The 21555-nt window shown below is 44.4% G+C and carries 15 protein-coding genes; 14 read left to right on the top strand and 1 reads right to left on the bottom strand.

The annotated features are described in order from the left end of the window. The first annotated feature begins 102 nt into the window (after window positions 1-102). The 7 genes from dnaE (at window position 103) to AC07VD_RS12365 (ending at window position 10407) form a co-directional block, all read left to right on the top strand. Window positions 103-3450 (top strand): DNA polymerase III subunit alpha, encoded by a 3348-nt coding sequence (gene dnaE, locus AC07VD_RS12395; RefSeq protein WP_494721774.1) that lies wholly within the window; start codon window positions 103-105, stop codon window positions 3448-3450. Between the two features lie 136 nt (window positions 3451-3586). Continuing rightward, the gene (gene ystJ / locus AC07VD_RS12390; RefSeq protein WP_014664951.1) at window positions 3587-4819 is read left to right on the top strand and encodes an NADP-dependent malic enzyme; all 1233 of its coding nucleotides are present in this window, start codon (window positions 3587-3589) and stop codon (window positions 4817-4819) included. Window positions 4820-5153: 334 nt separating this feature from the next. Continuing rightward, window positions 5154-6026, top strand: coding sequence for an acetyl-CoA carboxylase, carboxyltransferase subunit beta (accD, locus tag AC07VD_RS12385; protein ID WP_217003008.1), 873 nt, complete (start codon window positions 5154-5156; stop codon window positions 6024-6026). Further along, entirely contained in the window at window positions 6011-6988 is a 978-nt protein-coding gene (gene accA / locus AC07VD_RS12380; protein WP_003229417.1) for an acetyl-CoA carboxylase carboxyl transferase subunit alpha, read from the top strand. Before accD ends, accA begins: the two co-directional genes overlap by 16 nt. Before the next feature lie 183 nt (window positions 6989-7171). Next, on the top strand, window positions 7172-8131 hold the full coding sequence (pfkA, locus tag AC07VD_RS12375) for a 6-phosphofructokinase (RefSeq protein ID WP_003237788.1): 960 nt from the start codon (window positions 7172-7174) through the stop codon (window positions 8129-8131). A 42-nt stretch (window positions 8132-8173) separates the two neighbouring features. After that, window positions 8174-9931, top strand: coding sequence for a pyruvate kinase (pyk, locus tag AC07VD_RS12370; RefSeq protein ID WP_024573339.1), 1758 nt, complete (start codon window positions 8174-8176; stop codon window positions 9929-9931). 92 nt (window positions 9932-10023) lie between these two features. Then, on the top strand, window positions 10024-10407 hold the full coding sequence (locus tag AC07VD_RS12365) for an FxsA family protein (RefSeq protein WP_015251477.1): 384 nt from the start codon (window positions 10024-10026) through the stop codon (window positions 10405-10407). Between the two features lie 32 nt (window positions 10408-10439). Here the strand turns inward: AC07VD_RS12365 and ytvI are convergent, their stop codons facing one another. Then, the gene (ytvI, locus tag AC07VD_RS12360; protein ID WP_004399115.1) at window positions 10440-11555 is read right to left on the bottom strand and encodes a sporulation integral membrane protein YtvI; all 1116 of its coding nucleotides are present in this window, start codon (window positions 11553-11555) and stop codon (window positions 10440-10442) included. 96 nt (window positions 11556-11651) lie between these two features. Between ytvI and AC07VD_RS12355 the strand changes: the two genes are divergently transcribed. The 7 genes from AC07VD_RS12355 (at window position 11652) to polA (ending at window position 21538) form a co-directional block, all read left to right on the top strand. Further along, the gene (locus AC07VD_RS12355; protein ID WP_004398695.1) at window positions 11652-12116 is read left to right on the top strand and encodes a DUF441 domain-containing protein; all 465 of its coding nucleotides are present in this window, start codon (window positions 11652-11654) and stop codon (window positions 12114-12116) included. A 333-nt stretch (window positions 12117-12449) separates the two neighbouring features. Beyond that, window positions 12450-13568, top strand: coding sequence for a citrate synthase (gene citZ / locus AC07VD_RS12350; protein WP_004398810.1), 1119 nt, complete (start codon window positions 12450-12452; stop codon window positions 13566-13568). Window positions 13569-13732: 164 nt separating this feature from the next. Beyond that, a complete protein-coding gene (icd, locus tag AC07VD_RS12345; protein WP_014477637.1) occupies window positions 13733-15004 on the top strand; it encodes an NADP-dependent isocitrate dehydrogenase in 1272 nt (423 codons plus the stop codon). A gap of 43 nt (window positions 15005-15047) precedes the next feature. Further along, complete coding sequence (mdh, locus tag AC07VD_RS12340; RefSeq protein WP_003237775.1) at window positions 15048-15986, top strand: malate dehydrogenase; 939 nt, start codon at window positions 15048-15050, stop codon at window positions 15984-15986. Between the two features lie 211 nt (window positions 15987-16197). Beyond that, on the top strand, window positions 16198-16920 hold the full coding sequence (gene phoP / locus AC07VD_RS12335; RefSeq protein ID WP_014477634.1) for a two-component system response regulator PhoP: 723 nt from the start codon (window positions 16198-16200) through the stop codon (window positions 16918-16920). After that, entirely contained in the window at window positions 16913-18652 is a 1740-nt protein-coding gene (phoR, locus tag AC07VD_RS12330; protein ID WP_494721775.1) for a sensory box histidine kinase PhoR, read from the top strand. The genes phoP and phoR overlap by 8 nt, the downstream gene beginning before the upstream one ends. 243 nt (window positions 18653-18895) lie before the next feature. Beyond that, window positions 18896-21538, top strand: coding sequence for a DNA polymerase I (polA, locus tag AC07VD_RS12325; protein ID WP_130572683.1), 2643 nt, complete (start codon window positions 18896-18898; stop codon window positions 21536-21538). The last annotated feature ends 17 nt before the right edge of the window (window positions 21539-21555 follow it).

Raw genomic sequence — 21555 nt, 5'->3', positions numbered from 1 at the left:
AGGACAAGTATGATGATGAGTCAAAAAAGAACATTTGTTTCTTTTGGAAACCGGCCTTATAATGAAGGAAGAAATGGATCGTAATGAGAAAGAGGTGATAGCATGTCTTTTGTTCACCTGCAAGTGCATAGCGGGTACAGCCTGCTAAACAGCGCCGCGGCTGTGGAAGAGCTCGTCAGTGAAGCTGACAGGCTCGGATATGCGTCTTTGGCGCTGACAGATGATCATGTCATGTACGGAGCTATTCAATTTTATAAAGCTTGCAAGGCGAGAGGGATCAACCCAATAATCGGTTTGACGGCTTCTGTTTTTACGGATGACAGCGAGCTTGAAGCATACCCGCTCGTCCTGCTGGCAAAATCAAATACAGGCTATCAAAACCTGCTGAAAATCAGCAGCGTTCTGCAATCTAAATCAAAAGGCGGACTGAAGCCGAAATGGCTTCACAGTTATCGAGAAGGGATTATCGCAATAACGCCCGGCGAAAAAGGATATATTGAAACGCTTCTTGAAGGAGGGCTGTTCGAACAGGCTGCTCAAGCCTCGCTGGAATTTCAGTCTATATTCGGAAAGGGAGCTTTTTATTTCTCCTATCAGCCTTTTAAAGGGAATCAAGTCTTGTCAGAGCAGATTCTAAAGCTGTCAGAAGAAACGGGTATCCCTGTTACGGCCACAGGCGATGTGCATTACATAAGGAAGGAAGATAAGGCTGCCTACCGTTGTTTGAAAGCGATTAAAGCGGGGGAAAAACTGACGGATGCACCCGCTGAAGATTTGCCTGATCTCGATTTGAAACCACTCGAAGAAATGCAAAACATTTATCGAGAGCATCCCGAGGCACTGCAAGCTTCTGTAGAGATCGCGGAACAATGCCGGGTTGACGTCAGTCTCGGGCAGACCCGTCTACCGTCTTTTCCGACCCCAGACGGAACGTCCGCTGATGATTATTTAACGGATATCTGTATGGAGGGACTCCGCAGCCGTTTCGGCAAGCCTAATGAACGATACCTTCGCCGTCTTCAATATGAGCTTGATGTCATCAAGCGGATGAAGTTCAGCGATTACTTTCTGATCGTGTGGGATTTTATGAAGCACGCCCATGAAAAAGGGATTGTTACAGGACCAGGAAGGGGTTCTGCGGCAGGTTCTCTTGTGGCATATGTGCTGTATATCACAGATGTTGACCCGATTAAGCATCACCTTCTGTTTGAAAGATTTTTAAATCCCGAGCGCGTCAGCATGCCGGATATTGATATTGACTTTCCCGATACTAGAAGGGATGAAGTCATTCAATATGTTCAGCAGAAATACGGTGCAATGCACGTCGCACAGATTATCACCTTTGGAACACTTGCGGCAAAGGCGGCGCTCCGGGACGTCGGCAGAGTATTCGGCGTCAGCCCGAAGGAGGCAGATCAGCTTGCAAAACTCATTCCTTCAAGACCGGGCATGACGCTGGATGAAGCGAGACAGCAGTCACCGCAGCTGGATAAGCGGCTTCGGGAGTCAAGCCTGCTTCAGCAAGTCTATTCAATTGCCCGGAAAATAGAAGGGCTGCCAAGGCATGCATCAACCCACGCAGCGGGCGTTGTCCTGAGTGAAGAACCGTTAACAGATGTTGTTCCGCTTCAAGAAGGGCATGAAGGGATCTATTTAACGCAATACGCGATGGACCATCTTGAAGACTTGGGCCTTTTAAAAATGGATTTCTTAGGTTTGAGGAACCTGACACTTATTGAATCCATCACTTCAATGATTGAAAAAGAAGAAAATATTAAAATAGATCTTTCAAGTATTTCCTACAGCGATGACAAAACGTTCTCCTTGCTGTCAAAAGGGGATACGACAGGCATTTTTCAGCTTGAATCTGCAGGGATGAGAAGCGTCTTGAAACGGCTGAAACCTTCGGGCCTAGAAGATATTGTGGCAGTCAATGCACTGTACCGGCCGGGTCCGATGGAAAATATTCCGTTATTTATCGACCGTAAACACGGCCGGGCGCCTGTTCATTATCCTCATGAAGATTTAAGGAGCATTTTGGAAGATACATATGGCGTCATTGTGTATCAGGAACAAATTATGATGATTGCTTCCCGTATGGCGGGGTTTTCTTTAGGCGAAGCGGACCTATTGAGAAGGGCGGTCAGCAAAAAGAAAAAAGAAATCCTGGACAGAGAGCGAAGCCATTTTGTTGAAGGGTGCTTAAAAAAGGAGTATTCTGTAGACACTGCAAATGAGGTCTACGATTTAATCGTCAAATTCGCAAACTATGGCTTTAACCGAAGCCATGCGGTGGCATACAGCATGATCGGGTGCCAGCTTGCGTATTTGAAAGCTCATTATCCGTTATATTTTATGTGCGGATTGCTGACAAGCGTCATTGGCAATGAGGATAAAATCTCTCAATATCTTTACGAAGCAAAGGGGAGCGGGATTCGTATCCTTCCTCCGTCAGTGAATAAAAGCAGTTTTCCGTTTACCGTTGAAAACGGATCTGTCAGATACAGCCTCCGCGCGATAAAAAGTGTAGGCGTCTCAGCAGTCAAAGATATATATAAAGCAAGAAAAGAGAAACCATTTGAAGATCTTTTCGATTTCTGCTTTCGCGTGCCGTCAAAAAGCGTAAATCGCAAAATGCTTGAAGCACTTATCTTTTCTGGTGCGATGGACGAATTCGGCCAAAACCGGGCCACGCTGCTCGCATCCATTGATGTTGCTTTGGAACATGCTGAGCTATTCGCCGCGGACGATGACCAAATGGGATTGTTTTTAGATGAATCGTTTTCAATTAAGCCGAAGTATGTGGAAACGGAAGAGCTTCCGCTAGTGGATTTACTTGCATTTGAAAAGGAAACGCTCGGCATTTATTTTTCAAATCATCCCCTCTCCGCCTTCCGAAAACAGCTCACTGCGCAAGGAGCAGTCTCTATTCTGCAGGCTCAGCGGGCAGTCAAAAGGCAGCTTTCACTAGGCGTTCTGCTGTCGAAGATCAAAACGATTCGGACGAAAACAGGTCAAAACATGGCGTTTTTAACGCTCAGTGATGAAACCGGCGAGATGGAAGCCGTAGTCTTCCCTGAACAATTCAGACAGCTTTCACCCGTTTTAAGAGAAGGCGCTCTTTTGTTCACAGCGGGGAAATGCGAAGTAAGACAAGATAAGATCCAATTCATCATGTCCCGGGCAGAATTATTAGAAAATATGGATGCAGAAAAAGCGCCATCGGTTTATATAAAAATAGAAAGCAGTCAGCACAGCCAGGAGATCCTGGCAAAGATTAAGCGCATTTTGCTGGAGCATAAAGGGGAAACAGGCGTTTATCTCTATTATGAAAGGCAAAAACAGACGATTAAGCTACCTGAGTCGTTCCATATCAATGCAGATCACCAGGTGTTATATCGCTTAAAAGAGCTGTTGGGTCAAAAAAACGTCGTTTTAAAACAGTGGTAACGATTCGCTTTTTGTTATACAATTGGAGCAATTATGTGATCCTGTTTAAATATTCAGATAGATTTACTCCGCAGAATGCAGCAATCAACGCAGCAGTATACGAATCAAAAAATATCCATAAGGAGTGTTTAGGAGAATGTCATTAAGAGAAGAAGCATTACACCTGCATAAAGTCAACCAGGGGAAACTGGAGTCTAAATCAAAAGTAGAGGTCAGAAATGCGAAAGATCTAAGCCTCGCGTATTCTCCGGGTGTTGCAGAACCGTGTAAGGATATTCATGAAGACATTAACAAAGTATATGATTATACAATGAAGGGGAACATGGTAGCAGTTGTAACTGACGGTACAGCTGTACTTGGCCTTGGAAACATCGGCCCTGAAGCGGCGCTTCCTGTTATGGAAGGGAAAGCAGTTCTTTTCAAAAGCTTTGCGGGCGTAGATGCGTTCCCGATTGCTTTAAACACAAACGATGTTGATAAAATCGTTGAAACTGTAAAATTGCTGGAACCGACATTTGGCGGCGTCAACCTTGAAGATATTGCAGCGCCAAATTGCTTTATCATTGAAGAGCGCCTCAAAAAAGAAACAAACATCCCGGTTTTCCATGATGATCAGCACGGTACTGCCATTGTAACCGTAGCAGGTCTTGTGAACGCGCTGAAACTGTCTGGAAAATCCATGTCATCCATTAAAGTTGTCGCAAACGGCGCGGGTGCGGCTGGCATTGCGATTATCAAGCTTCTTCATCATTATGGCGTTCGCGACATTGTGATGTGCGATTCCAAAGGGGCCATTTATGAAGGGCGCCCGAACGGCATGAATGATGTCAAAAATGAAGTGGCGAAGTTCACGAACCAAGATCGCAAAGACGGTTCTCTGAAAGATGTCATCGTTGATGCTGACGTATTTATCGGTGTCTCTGTAGCAGGCGCGTTAACAAAAGAAATGGTTCAAAGCATGGCAAAAGATCCAATTATCTTTGCAATGGCAAATCCAAATCCGGAAATCATGCCGGAAGATGCGCGTGAAGCCGGAGCAAGCGTTATCGGAACTGGCCGTTCTGACTTCCCGAACCAAGTAAACAATGTTCTTGCATTCCCTGGTATTTTCCGCGGAGCACTTGATGTGCGTGCCACTCATATTAACGAGGAAATGAAAATCGCAGCGGTTGAAGCCATTGCTTCACTGGTTTCAGAAGATGAGCTTAGCGCAGATTATGTCATCCCTGCACCGTTTGATAAACGTGTTGCGCCTGCTGTTGCGAAGGCTGTGGCAAAAGCTGCGATGGAAACAGGTGTTGCAAGAATCACTGTTGACCCTGAGGAAGTCGCAGAAAAAACAAGAAAACTTACGATTATTGGTGAATAATTTTAATTCATTCCAAAAATGGCAGCGCGTTGGCGGAGACCGGCGCGCTGTTCTCAAGTTAAACTGACGGCTGAAATTTTTTTAGGGGGTTAGCCTTAAAAAAATTTCAGCCGGGTTTAACATTATTTTTGAATGCGCTGTCAACCTTGTCGTTTCAACACCTTATCTGATTTCATACAAGCCTTTCCGAGCACGTCATCGAATAAAAAGTTGTCGAATTGAGGATGACAGCGTTTGACAAAAAAAGTACAATAGTTTCGGTAAAGTTATTAGCAAGTCTATCTGTTTGATGACATGCGGTGAAGAGAACCCTTCACAAAAGGGAGGTAATCATTTGTTAAAGGATATATTCACGAAAAAGAAAAAGTATGCTTCCGTACCATCTGATCAAGCGAAGCACGATGTTCCGGAAGGCATTATGACAAAATGTCCTAAGTGTAAAAAAATCATGCTCACTAAAGAGTTGGATAAAAATATGCGGGTATGCATGAACTGCGATTATCATTTCCCAATGAACGCAAAACAGCGTATCGAAAGCTTGATGGATGAAAAATCCTTTGAGGAATTCAATCAGGGAATGCTCTCGGAAAATCCGCTTGGTTTCCCGGGATATCTGGAAAAGCTTGAAAAAGATCGCGAGAAAACATCCTTAAACGAGGCTGTTGTGACAGGCAAGGGCACCATCGGCGGATACCCGGCTGTAGTCGCCGTCATGGATTCTTCATTCAGAATGGGCAGCATGGGTTCAGTCGTCGGTGAAAAAATCACGCTTGCGATTGAAAAAGCAAAAGCTGATAAAGTTCCGTTTATTATTTTTACGGCTTCAGGCGGCGCTAGAATGCAGGAAGGCGTATTAAGTTTGATGCAGATGGCTAAGACAAGCTCTGCGTTAAAACTGTTCAGTGAAGAACAGGGTCTTATTATTTCAGTAATGACGCATCCGACTACCGGGGGCGTATCAGCAAGCTTTGCATCCCTTGGCGATTACAATTTCGCTGAGCCTGGCGCGCTGATCGGTTTTGCCGGAAGACGGATTATTGAACAGACAATAGGAGAAAAACTGCCTGAGGACTTCCAAACGGCTGAATTTTTATTAAAACATGGACAGCTTGATGCGGTTATTCATCGCGACGATATGAAAAAAACGTTAGAAAATCTGCTGGATATGCATCAAACAGGAGGTGACATTGAGTGGCTCCAAGATTAGAATTTGAAAAACCGGTGATCGAACTGCAAACCAAAATCGCCGAACTAAAAAAATTCACCCAAGATTCCGATATGGATCTAAGTGCGGAAATCGAACGGCTCGAAGACCGTCTCGCTAAGCTTCAGGATGATATTTATAAAAATTTGAAGCCGTGGGACCGGGTTCAAATCGCGCGTCTGGCGGACCGTCCGACAACTCTTGATTATATCGAACACCTGTTTACCGACTTTTTTGAGTGTCACGGAGACAGAGCGTACGGGGACGATGAAGCCATTGTCGGCGGGATTGCGAAGTTCCACGGCCTCCCTGTAACTGTAATCGGGCATCAGCGCGGTAAAGACACGAAGGAAAACCTAGTCCGCAATTTTGGGATGCCGCATCCTGAAGGCTACAGAAAAGCGCTTCGTCTGATGAAACAGGCTGACAAATTTAACAGACCAATTATCTGTTTTATTGATACGAAGGGGGCATACCCTGGACGAGCAGCTGAAGAAAGAGGACAAAGTGAAGCTATTGCCAAAAACCTGTTTGAGATGGCCGGCCTTCGAGTGCCTGTTATCTGTATCGTCATCGGTGAAGGCGGAAGCGGCGGAGCCCTTGGTCTGGGTGTAGGCAATCACTTGCATATGCTGGAAAACTCTACTTATTCTGTTATTTCTCCGGAAGGTGCCGCGGCACTTTTATGGAAGGACTCCAGTCTTGCTAAAAAAGCAGCAGAAACAATGAAAATCACTGCGCCGGATTTAAAAGAATTAGGTATTATAGATCATATGATTAAAGAAGTAAAAGGCGGAGCGCACCATGATGTGAAGCTGCAGGCAAGCTATATGGACGAAACCCTTAAACAATCGTTAAAAACTTTGCTGAAGCTGAGCGAAGAAGAATTAGTTCAGCAGCGCTATGAAAAATATAAAGCAATTGGCAAAGTCTCGGTTGAAGATCAATATATCGGGGTAAACTAAATAAACGTGAAGCCTTTGGCTCACGTTTATTTTTTGTGACATTCCTTAAATTTTATTTAAAAACAATTTATTTAATTGTATAATAGGTAAGGTTTCATAGGGAGGATGGAGATCCCTTTTCATTGTTTTTAGGGCAATGATCATGTTATGTTTAATCATATATGTTGCTGAGGTGAATGGAGAATGAAACGTATAGGGGTATTAACGAGCGGCGGGGATTCCCCGGGAATGAACGCAGCAGTTCGCGCAGTAGTCAGAAAAGCGATCTATCATGACGTTGAAGTTTACGGTATTTACAACGGATACGCGGGATTAATCAGCGGAAAGATTGAAAAGCTTGAACTCGGATCAGTAGGCGATATTATACATCGTGGAGGAACTAAGCTTTATACGGCAAGATGTCCTGAATTCAAAACAGTTGAAGGCCGTGAAAAAGGGATAGAAAACTTGAAGAAGCTTGGTATTGAAGGCCTTGTTGTTATCGGCGGAGACGGTTCATATATGGGTGCGAAAAAATTAACGGAACACGGGTTTCCATGTGTAGGTGTACCGGGTACAATTGATAATGACATTCCGGGCACTGATTTTACAATCGGTTTCGATACAGCTTTAAATACAGTAATTGACGCAATTGATAAGATTCGCGATACAGCGACTTCTCATGAACGTACATATGTAATCGAAGTAATGGGTCGTCATGCCGGCGATATCGCATTGTGGGCCGGTCTTGCAGGGGGCGCGGAATCGATCTTAATCCCTGAGGCAGACTATGACATGCACGAAATCATTGCCCGCTTAAAACGCGGCCACGAACGCGGCAAGAAGCACAGTATTATTATTGTTGCCGAAGGTGTAGGCAGCGGTGTTGAATTCGGGAAACGCATTGAAGAAGAAACAAATCTTGAAACTAGGGTATCTGTATTGGGCCATATCCAGCGCGGAGGTTCTCCGAGTGCTGCTGACCGTGTGTTAGCAAGCCGTCTCGGCGCATATGCAGTTGAACTGCTGCTTGAAGGAAAAGGCGGACGCTGTGTAGGTATACAAAACAATAAGCTTGTAGACCATGATATTATAGAAATACTTGAGACAAAACACACAGTTGAGCAAAACATGTATCAGCTTTCAAAAGAACTGTCTATCTAATGTGCAGCTGAAGGCTGAAGATTTCAGAAGGAAGTGAACCAAATGAGAAAAACTAAAATTGTTTGTACCATCGGTCCGGCAAGTGAAAGTATTGAAATGCTTACGAAATTAATGGAGTCAGGAATGAACGTGGCTCGATTAAACTTTTCTCACGGAGATTTTGAGGAGCACGGTGCAAGAATTAAAAATATCCGCGAAGCAAGTAAAAAACTTGGCAAGAACGTTGGAATTCTGCTTGATACAAAAGGTCCTGAAATCCGCACACATACAATGGAAAACGGCGGTATTGAGCTTGAAACAGGCAAAGAGCTCATTATTTCAATGGACGAGGTTGTAGGAACAACAGATAAAATTTCAGTGACATATGAAGGTTTAGTCCATGACGTTGAACAAGGTTCAACGATTCTGTTAGATGACGGTCTTATCGGTCTTGAGGTACTTGATGTAGATGCCGCTAAACGCGAAATCAAAACAAAAGTATTAAACAACGGAACACTCAAAAATAAAAAAGGTGTTAACGTACCGGGCGTAAGTGTCAATCTTCCGGGGATTACTGAAAAGGATGCGCGAGACATCGTTTTCGGTATTGAGCAAGGAGTAGACTTCATCGCACCATCTTTCATTCGACGTTCTACGGATGTGCTCGAAATCCGTGAGCTTCTTGAAGAGCACAACGCTCAGGATATTCAAATCATCCCTAAAATCGAAAACCAAGAGGGCGTTGACAACATCGATGCGATTCTCGAAGTGTCTGACGGCTTAATGGTTGCACGCGGAGACTTAGGTGTGGAAATTCCAGCTGAAGAAGTGCCGCTTGTGCAAAAAGAACTGATCAAAAAATGCAACGCGCTGGGCAAACCTGTTATTACAGCGACACAAATGCTTGACAGCATGCAGCGCAACCCGCGTCCGACTCGTGCGGAAGCAAGTGACGTTGCAAACGCGATCTTCGACGGAACAGATGCGATCATGCTATCTGGTGAAACTGCTGCCGGAAGCTATCCGGTTGAAGCAGTTCAAACAATGCATAACATCGCGTCCCGTTCTGAAGAAGCTTTAAATTATAAAGAAATTCTCTCAAAACGCAGAGATCAAGTGGGCATGACAATTACAGACGCAATTGGACAATCTGTCGCGCATACGGCGATTAACCTGAATGCTGCTGCGATCGTAACGCCGACAGAAAGCGGCCATACAGCACGTATGATTGCAAAATACCGTCCGCAGGCTCCGATTGTTGCGGTTACTGTAAATGACTCTATTTCCAGAAAGCTTGCCCTCGTATCTGGCGTATTCGCGGAAAGCGGCCAAAATGCGAGCTCAACAGATGAGATGCTTGAGGATGCTGTCCAAAAATCATTGAACAGCGGAATTGTAAAACACGGCGATCTTATCGTTATTACAGCAGGCACTGTCGGTGAGTCCGGCACTACGAATTTAATGAAGGTTCATACTGTCGGTGATATCATCGCTAAAGGCCAAGGCATTGGACGCAAATCAGCTTACGGTCCGGTTGTCGTTGCACAAAATGCAAAAGAAGCTGAGCAAAAAATGACTGACGGTGCGGTACTTGTTACCAAAAGCACTGACCGTGATATGATTACATCCCTTGAAAAAGCGTCTGCTCTTATTACAGAAGAAGGCGGTTTGACTAGCCATGCGGCGGTAGTCGGATTAAGCCTTGGCATCCCGGTTATCGTGGGTCTGGAAAATGCGACATCTATTTTGACAGATGGCCAGGATATTACAGTTGACGCTTCCAGAGGTGCAGTCTATCAAGGCCGTGCGAGCGTTCTTTAATTACAGGTGAAAACGGAAGGGGAATCCCTTCCTTTTCTCTTTATCATGCCTTTTGTTGAACAGAACGTGTTACACGTGTGGGGGGCTTGGATATGAGATTTTTGTTTTTGCTTTTTATTGTGTTTCCGGCAATAGAAATCGGCATATTCCTATTTTTAGGCAAGCTGATTGGCATTTTGCCGACAGTTCTATTCATGATTCTGACGGGCATTATCGGCGCAGCAGCTGCAAAAAAACAAGGAACCGAAGTGTATTATAAGGTTCAGCGTGATCTTCAATATGGCAAAATGCCGGGGGAAGCGATTGCTGACGGTCTGTGCATTTTCATTGGCGGTCTATTGCTGATGCTTCCGGGCTTTTTATCAGATTTGGCCGGCGCCTGTCTTCTTATCCCGTTTACCCGCGGCTGGTGTAAGCCGATTCTGTTCAAATGGCTGAGAGGAATGTCGAAGAATAAGCGGATCATCATCAAATAAAAAACGGCAGCCATGAAAAAACGGCTGCCGTTTTATTTTTGCTGAACGGTGATATAGGACCATATTTCTTTTAATGCGCCTGTTGTGATGAAAGCTTGGATGATGACGAGTACAGCCGGTCCCGCAATCAGTCCTAAAAACCCGAATAATTTAAAGCCTGCAAACAGGGCGATGAGCGTTGCCAGCGGATCGATCCCGATAGATTTACTTAGTATCTTGGGCTCTGTCAGCTGCCGCTGAATAAGAACGACGAGGTACAGGATACCAATTCCGATCGCTTGGGGCAGCTGGCCCGTAATCGACAAATACAAAATCCAGGGCACAAATACGGAGCCGGCACCCAAGTAAGGGAGAAGATCTACAAGCCCGATTAAAAAAGCAATTGTTGCGGCGTGTTCAACCTTTAAGAGAGAAAGGCCGATAAATACAATCACCATCGTGATGAAAACGAGGACGGCTTGTGCTTTGATAAAACCAGTCATTGCTTTTTTTAATTCGCTGCTGATCGCTTTGCTGTTAGCTGTCACACGATCCGGCAGAATTAAAACAAGCATGGCTTTCAGCTTATGCCAATCCTTTGTCATAAAAAAGGTTGCCAGAAGAGAAAAAATCAGAACCGCCGCCGTATTGGGAAGAAGAGCGAAAAATCTCGGGATCATCTCTAGAATGTGGGACAGCAGGAGCCCGGCATTTTTAGCGGCCGAATCACCGAGTGTCTGGATATGAGTGACGATGGAAGCCTGCTGGTTTGTTTCCAATTCTTGAAACAAAAGAGTTAACTCGTTATAGAGCGGCTGAATATGAGTTGTAAACAATTTTTCGCAATATGAAATAAACGTGCTGATATGCGGAGGCAGCGTTTTTGCTAGATAGGCTGTTCCCGTTACGATTTCGGCTACCAGAATGGTGAGCACGCCGAAGGCTGCGAGCAGAAAAAAAGCAAGAACGCCCAGAACATTTATCGTTCGGGGGAATCCTGTCACTTTGTCCAAATAATCGACAACAGGATGAATCACTGATGAAAGAATAAGGGCGATCAGGAACGGATAAGTTAACGGAAACGAATAATAGGCCGCAGCTATCGACCCTGCGGTCATTGATATGACAAAGAGGGTTCTGAAAAAAATAGTGATATAAGATTGATTCACGAAAACGGTCCTCCTCTCGTCAGCATGTCCTATTTTTTATATGTATTCACGCTGTTGCTGAATATGAATACATTCATCTTAAAGGAGGGATGGCATGTGTTTACACAAGCGAATTTATTTTTAATTTTACTCTTGGCTATCGCACTTATCGCAAAAAACCAATCATTGCTCTTTGCTGTATCCGTCCTTTTGATCATCAAAATCGTTGGGCTTGATCAGAAATTATTTCCGACCATCCAGTCAAAAGGCATTAACTGGGGTGTGACCATTATTACCATCGCCGTTCTTGTCCCGATTGCTACGGGAGAAATCGGATTTAAGCAGCTTGGAGAAGCAATGCGGTCTTCCTACGCATGGATCGCCCTTGGAGCGGGGATCGCAGTGGCGCTGATTGCAAAAAACGGCCTGACCCTGCTTGAAAATGATCCGCATATTACAACTGCTCTCGTGATCGGGACCATTCTTGCAGTCGCGCTTTTTGGAGGAGTTGCGGTGGGACCGCTGATCGGAGCGGGGATTGCTTATTTAGCCATGCAGATCGTAAAACTGTTCACTTCATGAAAAAAGCGGCCTTAAAGCCGCTTTTTTTTGTATGCAAAAACCCGCAAATAAAGGCGTTTTTTCGGGGAAATCACAGAATGAAAAAAAAAATTATAGGTAAACATTTAACAAATGTCTGATTATTGTTTATAATGAGAATAGGCTTAAACTTAAATAAGCTTATAAGAATTTGTTATGTTCTTTCATAAGCAAAGGGTTTTAGTACCAGCAGCCAGTAAAATGTAAGCATTTTCTTTTTGGGGGAGAGAAATACTTGCATCGTGCTTTTTAAGTAAGCCTCATGTTTTTACAACACTCTTAAAGGGGAAATTTATTGAAAAGGAGATGTTATATATGACAGCGACACGCGGTCTTGAAGGGGTTGTAGCAACAACATCATCTGTTAGTTCTATTATTGATGATACCCTTACATATGTGGGGTATGATATCGATGATTTGACAGAGAATGCAAGTTTTGAAGAAATCATCTACTTGCTTTGGCATCTAAGGCTGCCAAACAAAAAAGAGCTTGAAGAGTTAAAGCAGCAGCTTGCAAAGGAAGCTGCCGTTCCGCAAGAAATTATTGAGCACTTCAAATCTTATTCCCTCGAAAATGTTCATCCCATGGCTGCTCTTCGGACAGCAATTTCATTACTAGGCCTGCTTGACAGCGAGGCTGATACCATGAACCCGGAAGCCAACTACAGAAAGGCGATCCGCCTTCAGGCAAAGGTGCCTGGCCTGGTTGCAGCGTTTTCCAGAATTCGCAAGGGTCTTGAGCCTGTTGAACCGAGAGAAGATTACGGTATTGCGGAGAATTTTCTTTACACATTAAACGGTGAAGAGCCTTCACCAATTGAAGTTGAAGCCTTCAACAAAGCATTGATTTTACATGCTGACCATGAGCTGAACGCGTCAACGTTCACAGCGAGGGTCTGCGTCGCAACACTTTCTGACATCTATTCAGGCATTACTGCAGCAATCGGCGCGCTGAAAGGGCCTCTTCACGGCGGAGCGAATGAAGGCGTTATGAAAATGCTGACAGAAATCGGTGAAGTGGAAAACGCTGAGCCGTACATCCGCGCTAAACTTGAAAAGAAAGAAAAAATCATGGGATTCGGCCACCGTGTGTATAAGCATGGTGATCCGCGCGCGAAGCATCTGAAAGAAATGAGCAAGCGCCTGACCAACCTGACAGGCGAAAGCAAATGGTATGAGATGTCGATTCGTATAGAAGACATCGTCACATCAGAGAAAAAGCTTCCGCCTAACGTTGATTTCTATTCGGCTTCTGTATATCACAGCCTCGGTATTGACCATGATTTGTTTACACCGATTTTTGCTGTAAGCAGAATGTCCGGCTGGCTCGCTCATATTCTTGAGCAGTATGACAACAACCGTCTGATCCGCCCGCGGGCAGATTACACAGGCCCTGACAAACAAAAATTCGTTCCGATTGAAGAAAGAGCCTAAAGAACCATTGGAGGCTGGCTTGCGTCAATGAGGTTAGCCTCTTGTTCAGAACATCAAAATTGGGTTACACTTTAAATTGAATGTTAGGAAAAATCATTTTATTTTCTATACAAGAAAAATAAAATGTTTTCTAAATATGAATTACATACTGGGAGGTTTTTATTGTGGCACAAGGTGAAAAAATTACAGTCTCTAACGGAGTATTAAACGTACCAAACAACCCGATTATCCCATTTATCGAAGGAGACGGAACCGGTCCTGATATTTGGAACGCGGCTTCGAAGGTTTTGGAAGCAGCAGTAGAAAAAGCATACAAAGGCGAAAAGAAAATTACATGGAAAGAAGTTTACGCCGGAGAAAAGGCTTATAATAAAACAGGTGAGTGGCTCCCTGCTGAAACATTAGATGTGATCCGCGAATATTTCATCGCGATTAAAGGCCCGTTAACGACACCTGTCGGCGGCGGTATCCGTTCTTTGAACGTAGCGCTCAGACAAGAGCTTGACCTATTCGTCTGCTTAAGACCTGTAAGATACTTTACTGGAGTGCCGTCACCGGTAAAACGCCCTGAAGATACTGATATGGTCATCTTCCGTGAAAATACAGAAGATATTTACGCAGGCATCGAGTATGCAAAAGGCTCTGAAGAAGTGCAAAAGCTTATCAGCTTCCTTCAAAATGAGTTAAACGTCAACAAAATCCGTTTCCCTGAGACATCAGGTATCGGCATTAAGCCTGTTTCAGAAGAAGGAACAAGCCGCTTGGTCAGAGCTGCCATTGATTATGCGATCGAGCATGGCCGCAAATCTGTAACGCTTGTTCACAAAGGAAACATCATGAAGTTCACCGAAGGCGCCTTCAAAAACTGGGGCTATGAACTTGCTGAAAAAGAATACGGAGATAAAGTCTTCACATGGGCTCAATATGACCGCATTGCTGAAGAAGAAGGAAAAGACGCTGCCAACAAAGCGCAAAGCGAAGCGGAAGCAGCAGGAAAAATCATTATCAAAGACAGCATTGCTGACATTTTCCTTCAGCAGATCTTAACGCGTCCAAACGAGTTTGATGTCGTTGCGACAATGAACTTGAACGGAGATTACATTTCTGATGCTCTTGCTGCGCAAGTCGGCGGAATCGGCATTGCTCCTGGAGCGAACATCAACTACGAAACAGGACATGCGATTTTCGAGGCGACGCACGGAACGGCTCCTAAATATGCAGGCCTTGATAAAGTAAACCCATCTTCAGTTATTCTTTCAGGCGTTCTGCTTCTTGAGCATTTAGGATGGAACGAAGCGGCTGATTTGGTTATCAAATCTATGGAAAAAACAATCGCTTCTAAAGTCGTAACTTACGATTTTGCTAGATTAATGGACGGCGCGACTGAAGTGAAATGTTCAGAGTTCGGAGAAGAACTGATCAAAAACATGGACTAAGCAAGGAAAAAGCCTAAAACTAGCCATAAAGGAGAAGAGAGACATGGGAAATACTCGTAAAAAAGTTTCTGTTATCGGAGCAGGTTTTACCGGAGCTACAACTGCATTTTTAATCGCTCAAAAAGAGCTGGCAGACGTTGTTCTTGTTGATATTCCGCAATTGGAGAACCCGACAAAGGGAAAAGCGCTTGATATGCTTGAAGCAAGCCCGGTTCAAGGCTTTGACGCAAAAATTACGGGAACATCCAATTACGAAGATACAGCTGGCTCTGACATTGTTGTCATTACAGCCGGTATCGCAAGAAAACCTGGTATGAGCAGAGATGATCTGGTCTCTACAAACGAAAAGATTATGAGAAGCGTTACGCGGGAAATCGTGAAATATTCTCCTGACTCTATTATTGTGGTGCTGACAAATCCTGTTGATGCAATGACATACGCGGTGTACAAAGAATCAGGCTTCCCTAAAGAGCGTGTAATCGGCCAGTCCGGTGTGCTTGATACGGCAAGATTCAGAACATTTGTGGCAGAGGAATTAAACCTGTCAGTGAAAGATGTGACTGGTTTCGTACTCGGCGGACACGGTGACGATATGGTGCCGCTTGTGCGTTATTCTTATGCTGGCGGTATCCCGCTTGAAACTCTTATTCCGAAAGAACGGATTGACGCAATTGTGGAGCGCACTAGAAAAGGCGGAGGCGAAATCGTGAATCTTCTTGGAAACGGAAGCGCGTATTATGCGCCTGCGGCTTCTCTGACAGAAATGGTCGAAGCGATCTTGAAGGATCAGCGCCGCGTCCTTCCTACAATTGCTTATCTTGAAGGGGAATACGGCTATGAAGGCATCTACCTTGGTGTTCCTACAATTGTAGGCGGCAACGGTCTTGAGCAAATCATTGAACTTGAACTGACAGACTATGAAAGAGCGCAGCTGAATAAATCAGTTGAATCTGTCAAAAATGTCATGAAAGTATTATCCTAATAAAAAGAGAGAAAGGCTTGCTTAATACAGCCTTTCTCTTTTTACTATAAATGAAAGCGTTATCATAAACGTCTTTATTTCTTTTAAAAATGATGTAAAAGGCGAATTGTCGGAATGTCCTGCTTTCGCTAAAATAAAATCATGAAACATGTTAAGATGACATAAAATAGAGAAATAGGATGTCGGGGAATTATAATACTGGAGGCACAGCATGAACAAGAAAATTTTAGTTGTGGATGATGAAGAATCTATTGTTACTCTTTTACAGTACAATTTGGAACGGTCAGGCTATGATGTCATTACCGCCTCGGATGGGGAAGAAGCACTCAAAAAAGCGGAAACAGAGAAGCCTGATTTGATTGTGCTTGATGTGATGCTTCCAAAATTGGACGGAATCGAAGTATGCAAGCAGCTGAGACAGCAAAAACTGATGTTTCCCATTTTAATGCTGACAGCGAAGGATGAGGAATTCGACAAAGTATTAGGGCTTGAGCTCGGTGCTGATGATTATATGACCAAGCCGTTCAGTCCAAGGGAAGTAAATGCGAGAGTAAAAGCGATTTTAAGGCGTTCGGAAATGGCTGCGCCCTCTAGTGAGATGAAGAATGATGAAATGGAAGGCCAGATCGTAATTGGCGATCTGAAAATCCTGCCTGATCATTATGAAGCGTACTTTAAAGAAAGTCAGCTTGAACTGACACCGAAAGAATTCGAACTGCTGCTCTATTTAGGCAGACATAAAGGCAGAGTTCTGACAAGAGACCTGCTGCTGAGCGCAGTCTGGAATTATGATTTTGCCGGAGATACGAGAATTGTTGATGTGCACATCAGCCATCTTCGCGACAAAATTGAAAACAATACCAAAAAACCGATCTACATTAAAACGATTAGGGGATTGGGGTATAAACTGGAGGAGCCAAAAATGAATGAATAAATACCGTGTGCGCCTTTTTTCTGTATTCGTTGTCTGTATGATTCTGGTGTTTTGTGTCCTCGGGCTGTTTTTACAGCAGCTTTTTGAAACATCTGATCAAAGGAAAGCAGAGGAACACATTGAAAAAGAAGCAAAATACTTGGCTTCGCTTCTTGATGCCGGCAATCTGAATGATCAAGCAAATGAGAAAATCATTAAAGATGCAGGCGGCGCGCTTGATGTGAGCGCATCCGTTATCGATACAGACGGCAAGGTGCTGTATGGGTCAAACGGGAGAGCGGCTGATTCCCAAAAGGTGCAGGCGCTTGTTTCTGGACATGAGGGTATTCTGTCAATAACAGATAACAAGCTTTATTACGGACTTTCACTTAGAAGCGAAGGTGAAAAAACAGGATATGTGCTGCTTTCCGCCTCTGAAAAAAGCGACGGCTTAAAAGGCGAATTGTGGGGGATGCTGACGGCCAGTCTTTGTACCGCATTTATCCTCATTGTTTATTTTTATTCCAGCATGACCTCACGTTATAAAAGGTCAATTGAGTCAGCGACAAATGTAGCCACAGAACTCTCTAAGGGCAACTACGATGCACGGACGTACGGCGGCTATATTAGGCGTTCTGATAAGCTAGGACATGCGATGAACAGCCTTGCCATTGATCTGATGGAAATGACGCGAACGCAGGAAATGCAGCGGGATCGGCTGCTGACAGTCATTGAAAACATTGGCTCCGGGCTGATTATGATCGACGGAAGAGGCTTTATTAATCTCGTAAACAGGTCTTACGCCAAGCAGTTTCATATCAATCCGAATCATATGCTGCGCCGTCTTTATCACGATGCATTTGAACATGAAGAAGTGATCCAGCTTGTCGAAGACATTTTTATGACGGAGACAAAGAAATGCAAGCTGTTAAGACTTCCGATCAAAATAGAACGGCGTTATTTTGAAGTGGACGGCGTTCCGATTATGGGGCCGGACGATGAATGGAAAGGAATTGTGCTTGTTTTCCATGACATGACGGAAACAAAGAAATTAGAGCAGATGAGGAAGGATTTTGTGGCCAATGTTTCTCATGAGCTGAAAACGCCGATTACGTCCATAAAAGGGTTTACGGAGACGTTATTGGATGGGGCGATGGAGGACAAAGAGGCGCTTTCTGAATTTCTCTCTATTATTCTTAAGGAAAGCGAAAGGCTTCAGTCTTTGGTTCAGGATTTGCTCGATCTCTCAAAAATCGAGCAGCAAAATTTCACGCTCAGTATCGAAACGTTTGAGCCGGCCAAAATGCTTGGTGAGATTGAAACGCTTCTGAAGCATAAGGCGGATGAGAAAGGCATCTCCTTGCAACTGAATGTCCCGAAAGACCCTCAATATGTATCTGGTGACCAGTACAGGCTGAAACAGGTATTTCTTAATCTCGTAAACAATGCATTAACCTACACGCCTGAGGGGGGCTCCGTGGCTATCAATGTAAAGCCCAGAGAAAAAGACATTCAGATTGAGGTTGCCGATTCTGGAATCGGAATTCAGAAAGAAGAAATTCCGCGCATCTTTGAACGCTTTTACCGCGTAGATAAAGACAGAAGCAGGAATTCGGGCGGAACAGGGCTGGGCCTTGCGATTGTCAAGCATTTAATAGAGGCTCATGAAGGGAAAATTGATGTCACAAGCGAGCCTGGACGGGGAACTGTCTTTACCGTGACGCTGAAACGGGCCGCTGAAAAGTCCGCCTAATGTTTACAAAGGTTTAACAATATCTTCATGCACTGTTAAACCTATGCTGGTAGGATGTAGTAGAACCCCTTCATCCAAGGAGCCAATTTTGACGGCGGGAACCTATTTGTGTTCCCGTCCTTTTTTGTGTCTTCTCTTATAGTTCACGTATTTTCCTTTCAAATTGAACTTTGTTAAAATAAGAGGAGCTAATGACTATGTAAGAGATGAATGGAAGCCTGAGGCTTCTTAGGAGGAAATTGAATGACGGAACGAAAAAAATTAGTGCTTGTAGACGGAAACAGTCTGGCTTACCGGGCGTTTTTTGCATTGCCGCTGTTAAGCAATGATAAAGGTGTTCATACAAATGCTGTATACGGCTTTGCGATGATTTTGATGAAAATGCTTGAGGATGAAAAACCGACGCACATGCTGGTTGCGTTTGATGCCGGGAAAACAACATTTCGTCACGGCACATTTAAAGAATATAAAGGCGGCAGACAGAAAACCCCGCCTGAGCTTTCCGAACAAATGCCGTTTATCCGCGAGCTGCTGGATGCCTACCAGATCAGCCGCTATGAACTGGAACAATATGAAGCGGATGATATTATCGGCACACTGGCCAAATCGGCTGAAAAAGACGGATTTGAAGTAAAGGTTTTCTCAGGGGATAAGGATTTAACCCAGCTGGCAACGGACAAAACGACAGTTGCCATTACGAGAAAGGGAATTACCGATGTTGAATTTTACACACCGGAGCATGTCAAAGAGAAATACGGGCTTACGCCTGAACAAATCATTGACATGAAGGGTCTGATGGGCGATTCCTCAGATAATATCCCGGGTGTGCCCGGCGTCGGAGAAAAGACTGCGATTAAGCTTTTAAAACAATTTGATTCCGTTGAAAAGCTGCTGGAGTCCATTGACGAGGTGAGCGGAAAGAAATTGAAGGAAAAGCTTGAGGAGTTTAAGGATCAAGCATTGATGAGCAAGGAGCTTGCGACAATTATGACGGATGCTCCGATTGAGGTATCTGTTTCCGGCCTGGAATATCAAGGCTTTAATCGTGAACAGGTCATTGCCATCTTTAAAGATCTTGGCTTCAACACGCTTCTTGAACGGCTTGGAGAAGACAGTGCAGAAGCAGAACAGGATCAATCGTTGGAAGACATTAATGTCAAAACAGTCACAGACGTGACAAGCGATATATTTGTTTCTCCATCCGCATTTGTCGTTGAACAGATTGGCGATAATTATCATGAAGAGCCGATTCTCGGATTTTCGATCGTAAATGAAATGGGGGCTTATTTCATTCCGAAAGACATTGCCGTTGAGTCTGAGGTGTTTAAAGAATGGGTGGAAAATGACGAGCAGAAGAAATGGGTCTTCGACAGCAAGCGGGCTGTTGTCGCTTTGCGCTGGCAGGGCATTGAGCTGAAAGGAGCCGAGTTTGATACGCTCCTTGCGGCTTATATCATCAACCCGGGCAATTCATATGACGACGTTGCGAGTGTGGCTAAGGATTACGGCCTGCATATCGTTTCAAGTGATGAATCAGTTTATGGAAAAGGAGCAAAACGGGCAGTGCCGTCAGAAGACGTACTGTCTGAGCACCTTGGCCGAAAAGCGTTAGCGATTCAAAGCCTTCGGGAAAAGCTCGTTCAGGAGCTGGAAAACAACGACCAGCTTGAACTGTTTGAAGAGCTGGAAATGCCTCTTGCGCTTATTCTTGGAGAAATGGAATCAACTGGCGTCAAGGTCGATGTTGACCGTTTAAAACGGATGGGTGAAGAACTGGGTGCGAAGCTGAAGGAATATGAAGAAAAAATCCATGAGATTGCGGGAGAGCCGTTTAACATCAATTCTCCGAAACAGCTAGGCGTCATCTTATTTGAAAAGATCGGCCTTCCTGTCGTAAAGAAAACGAAAACAGGCTATTCTACGTCTGCCGATGTGCTTGAAAAGCTGGCTGACAAGCATGATATTGTCGACTATATTTTACAGTACAGACAAATTGGCAAGCTTCAATCAACATATATCGAAGGGCTTTTAAAGGTGACGAGACCGGATTCGCATAAAGTGCACACGCGATTTAACCAGGCCTTAACGCAAACTGGCCGTCTCAGCTCGACTGATCCGAACCTGCAAAACATTCCGATCAGGCTTGAGGAAGGGCGGAAAATTCGCCAAGCTTTTGTGCCGTCTGAAAAAGACTGGCTCATTTTTGCAGCCGATTATTCACAAATCGAGCTGCGGGTGCTTGCCCATATTTCAAAGGATGAAAATCTGATCGAAGCTTTTACAAATGATATGGATATTCACACGAAAACGGCAATGGATGTGTTCCATGTCGCTAAGGATGAAGTGACATCTGCGATGAGACGCCAGGCGAAAGCGGTCAACTTTGGCATTGTTTACGGGATCAGCGATTACGGTCTGTCACAGAACCTCGGCATTACTCGGAAGGAAGCGGGAGCATTTATCGACCGCTATCTGGAAAGTTTCCAAGGCGTAAAAGCGTACATGGAAGATTCAGTACAGGAAGCGAAGCAAAAAGGATACGTAACAACGCTTATGCATCGCCGCCGCTACATCCCTGAGCTGACAAGCCGGAACTTTAATATCCGAAGTTTTGCGGAGCGGACGGCCATGAATACGCCGATTCAAGGAAGCGCCGCTGATATTATCAAAAAAGCCATGATTGACATGGCTGCCAAGCTGAAAGAAAAACAGTTGAAAGCAAGGCTTCTGCTTCAAGTACACGATGAATTGATTTTTGAGGCGCCAAAGGAAGAAATTGAAATTCTTGAAAAGCTTGTTCCTGAAGTGATGGAGCATGCGCTTGCATTAGATGTGCCGTTAAAGGTGGACTTTGCATCAGGCCCATCTTGGTACGATGCGAAATAAACAGAGATAGGAAGTGA

The organism is Bacillus sp. GW821-FHT01G09 (genome assembly GCF_059422205.1).
Note: the sequence above shows the minus strand (reverse complement) of the source record. Positions and strands in the feature narration are given on the sequence as shown.